Origin of the sequence: Sphaerobacter sp. (genome assembly GCF_019683595.1) — a bacterium.
In the GTDB taxonomy this organism is placed as follows: domain Bacteria; phylum Chloroflexota; class Chloroflexia; order Thermomicrobiales; family Thermomicrobiaceae; genus Sphaerobacter.
The window spans coordinates 1-3550 of sequence record NZ_JADGHZ010000271.1 but is presented as its reverse complement, the minus strand read 5'-3'; the positions used below and the strand labels follow the sequence as shown (position 1 = coordinate 3550).

6 protein-coding genes are annotated in these 3550 nt (G+C 69.4%); 3 read left to right on the top strand and 3 right to left on the bottom strand.

Annotation, left to right across the window (positions count from 1 at the left end; genetic code table 11):
- Positions 1–380, bottom strand: a 380-nt coding sequence (locus tag IRZ30_RS16480; protein ID WP_294086738.1) for a GNAT family N-acetyltransferase, incomplete at its 3' end; no start/stop codon positions are given.
- 162 nt (positions 381–542) lie between these two features.
- On the opposite strand from IRZ30_RS16480, the gene IRZ30_RS16475 reads away from it, so the two are divergent.
- Both IRZ30_RS16475 and IRZ30_RS16470 read left to right on the top strand, forming a co-directional pair.
- A complete protein-coding gene (locus tag IRZ30_RS16475) occupies positions 543–1211 on the top strand; it encodes a hypothetical protein (protein WP_294086735.1) in 669 nt (222 codons plus the stop codon).
- Complete coding sequence (locus IRZ30_RS16470) at positions 1201–1806, top strand: RES family NAD+ phosphorylase (protein ID WP_294086733.1); 606 nt, start codon at positions 1201–1203, stop codon at positions 1804–1806. Before IRZ30_RS16475 ends, IRZ30_RS16470 begins: the two co-directional genes overlap by 11 nt.
- A gap of 32 nt (positions 1807–1838) precedes the next feature.
- Here IRZ30_RS16470 and IRZ30_RS16465 read toward each other — a convergent pair whose 3' ends face one another.
- Both IRZ30_RS16465 and IRZ30_RS16460 read right to left on the bottom strand, forming a co-directional pair.
- Positions 1839–2315 (bottom strand): Hsp20/alpha crystallin family protein, encoded by a 477-nt coding sequence (locus IRZ30_RS16465; RefSeq protein ID WP_294086731.1) that lies wholly within the window; start codon positions 2313–2315, stop codon positions 1839–1841.
- A 245-nt stretch (positions 2316–2560) separates the two neighbouring features.
- Positions 2561–2758 (bottom strand): hypothetical protein, encoded by a 198-nt coding sequence (locus IRZ30_RS16460; protein ID WP_294086730.1) that lies wholly within the window; start codon positions 2756–2758, stop codon positions 2561–2563.
- Between the two features lie 309 nt (positions 2759–3067).
- Between IRZ30_RS16460 and IRZ30_RS16455 the strand changes: the two genes are divergently transcribed.
- On the top strand, positions 3068–3550 hold a 483-nt coding region (locus tag IRZ30_RS16455), incomplete at its 3' end, for a cation diffusion facilitator family transporter (protein ID WP_294086729.1).

Genomic DNA, 3550 nt, shown 5'->3' with positions numbered 1-3550 from the left:
GAGAGCAGCTTCCAGAGGCCGGCCTGCTCGCACGCGGGGATGAACGCCTTCATCAGTGCCGCACCGACGCCGCGCCCCCGGTAGTCCTCGTGGACATACACTGAGAACTCGGCGACACCACGGTAGCACCACCGGGACCGGTAGTAATCGGCCGAGATCCACCCGGCCACCTGGTCGGTTTCCGGGTCGACGGCGACGAGCACCGGGTGATGCTTGTCGTGACCGGCCAGCCAGCGAGCACGCTCTTCGGCCGTGCGCTCCTCCGTCTCGAAGGTCGCCATCCGGCCGCGGATGCCCTGGTTGTAGATCTCGGCGATGGCCGCCGCGTCGCGCAACTCAGCCGGACGCACGATCACCGCCGCCCTTGCCTTCTCCGTCATTCGACGCCCCTCCATTGGTGCACGTACATGATTCGGTGCTGGGAGGCACGTGTCAAGACCAAGACCTCGACCACCGGAAGCAACGCACCCGTTCACCATCGCCTGTGGTTGACGAAGTTGCTATACTGTAGGTGAGACAACTGCGTGAACCGGAGGCGCGCCATGACCGCTACTGCTATCCACCAGCTCACCACCGCCGCCCACGGAGCGGGGCCGAACGTCGTCGCTGCAATCTTGAGCCTGCTCCAGCAGGTCGACTCGCCGGCCGAAGGTGCCTTCGTCGCCCGCGCGCTCAACGCCCTGGCGCGGCTCACGGAGGCGCTGGACGAGACGACCCTCGGGGATGCCGCCGGGGCGCGGTCGGACTACGAGGTGCTGCTGGACGCGTTGGATGCGCCGGCGGCGCTGGCCGTGCTGCGCGAGGACGACCCGCTCGTGGGGGCGCGGCTGCGTGGCTTGCGTATGCGTGCCCGGCTGCTGGCCGCCGAGGGCGGTACGCTCTCCTCGACGGAGGTCGCCGACCTCCTCGGTATCACCCGGCAGGCAGTGGACAAGCGCCGCAAGGCAGGGCGGTTGATCGGCCTTGCGACCGGTCGCCGTGGATATGCCTATCCGGCCTGGCAGTTCGACCCGGAGCGCGGCGCGCTCCTCCCCGGTCTGGAGGAGGTGCTGCACGCGCTGCGCGAGCACGATCCCTGGATGCAGGTTGCCTTCTTCCTCACGCCGAATGTGCGGCTGCACGGGGAGACGCCGCTCGCCGTCCTGCGCCGCGGCGACGTGGCGGCGGTCCGGCGCGCGGCCGAGGTCTACGGTGAGCAGGGTGCCGCGTAAGCCAGCGCCCGGTCCTCACCCTCTGCCGCCGTCCGACCTCCCCAGCCGGGAGCTTCCGATCGTCACCGCCGCCGGCCCCTGGTTCCGGCTCCACCGTGCCGGCCGCGACCCGCTCCACTTCGGGCGATCCGCCACGTTCCGCTTCGATGACCCGCAGGGGCGGTTCGGGGTGCTGTATGTGGGGGAGGACCCGTACTGCGCCTTCATTGAAACGTTCGGCAGGGGGCCGAACGCGGCGGGCGTGGTGACGCTCGCCGCGCTCGCTGAACGTGAACTTGCCCGGGTCGACGCGTCGCGGCCGCTACGGCTGGTCGATCTGACCGGGCCGGGTCTGGCGCGCCTCGGTGCCGATGGGCGTCTCTGCTCCGGGGACTACGCGATTGCTCAGGTCTGGGCGCGGGCGCTCTGGGCGCACCCGTCACAGCCCGACGGCATCCGCTATCGCTCGCGCCACGACCCGTCCCGAGCCTGCGCGGCGATCTTCGACCGCGCCGCGCCGTGCCTGCATGCGACGTGCCTTCCCGGGCTCGCAGACCCTGCGAACCGAGCGCTGCTGGCGGCGATCCTCGACGCCTATGGCTTCGGTCTCATCTAGCGCCGCCGCGTGTCCCCCGGGCGGTCGGGAGCTTACGCTCCCGACGTGCCCTCGGAGTTTGCACCGGTCGTGCGGACCGGGATGCGGCGGGCGCGGGTTTCGGCGGTCTTCCGAAGGGTGACGGTGAGGATCCCGTCCTCCAGCGTCGCCGTGACCTGCTCCGGCTCGACCGGCACCGGCAAGGTCACCGTCTCGGTGAACTGGCCGCTGTCGATCTCCTGGAAGTGCCAGGTGACCGCTTCCGCCTCATCCTCCGGCAGCGAGTAGCCGTAGCGCGCCCGGATCGTGAGGGTTTGGTGGTCGAGCGAGATGTCGATGTCGTCCGGGGTGGCGCCGGGCACCAGCGCCTTGATGACTAGTTGGTCGGGGGTTTCGTAGAGATCGATGCCGTGGCGCATGGTGAACATCCGCGGCAGCGTGCGCCCCCACCGGAACGGCATGGGCAGCAGGCGATCCATCTCCTCGAACATGCGCTCGATCTCCGCGCGCGGTCTCCAGCGCTCAACCATGGTGGCCCATCCTTTCCGTGAACCTGCCACTCTCTCGCCAATCCATCGGCCCCAACCCGCACCGCGCCCGGTTCGCCAGCGACGGCGCGACGGGAAGCGAGCCGGCGGGCGGCGCCAGGCGCGGCGCCGCCGGCTCGTGGAGGAAGGGGCCAGCCGCGGTGTGCGGCTCGTCGTGTGCGTCGTCCGTGATCGCCGCGTGTGAGGTGAGCGCGCAGGATTTCCACTGCTGGAACATCGCGTGCCCCTCAGCGCGAGCGGAACATGGCCGGAACGATCACCACAAACCAGGCCGCGCCGCCGCCCAGGATCGTCAGCATGATCGGGAACTCGTCGCTGCCGCGCAGCAAGATCGTCGCGGCGGCGATCAACCCGACCCAGACGATGACCGCGCCGATCAGGTAGGTGCGCAATGCCCGCTCGAGGTTCGTTCCTGGCTTCTGCATCCCGTTCCTCCCTGGTCGACCGCGGACTGCCCGGACGACAGCCGGTCTGCCCTCATATGCAGTCTAGACCTGATGCCGTGCATGCCGTGTCGCGCATCAGCGGCTGGCATATCAGTTCCATATCAATGCCGCGGCGCGGGACCGTTCGGTAACCCACGCTGCCTGCGCGACACGTCGCGTGCAGCATGCCGCCAACCTCAGATATTGCCGCGGCAAATCTGCGATTTGCTCCGTGACTAAGTGGCCGGTGCCGCGCTACAGTTCATGGGATCGGGCGGGACACCGCGTCCCGCCGCAGGACGACGGACGATGGACGAGGGATCGATGCCGCGGGACGAGCGCGGAGAGTCAGCGACGGCACCCACACCGCTGCGGGAGCAGGGGAGCGGTGGGCGCACGCGTGCTATCCAGCGCACCCTGCTGGGTGTGTTGGCGCTCAACGCGCTCGTCGGCATTGCCAAGCTGAGCTACGGCCTGATCAGCGGCAGCCTGGCCATGACCGCCGACGGGGTCAACTCGCTCCTGGACGGTATCTCCAACATCGTCGGTCTGGTCGCGATCGCCGTCGCCTCGCGCCCGCCGGACCCGAACCATCCCTACGGCCATCGCCGGTTCGAGACGCTCACCTCGCTGGGGATCGCGCTCTTCATGCTCCTGGCGCTGCAGGAGATCCTGCAACGCGCCTGGCAGCGCTGGCAGACCGGCGAGGCGCCGACCGTCACCGCGTTGAGCTTCGCCGTCATGCTCGGCACGCTCGCCATCAACCTGGTGGTGGTGACCTGGGAGCATCGG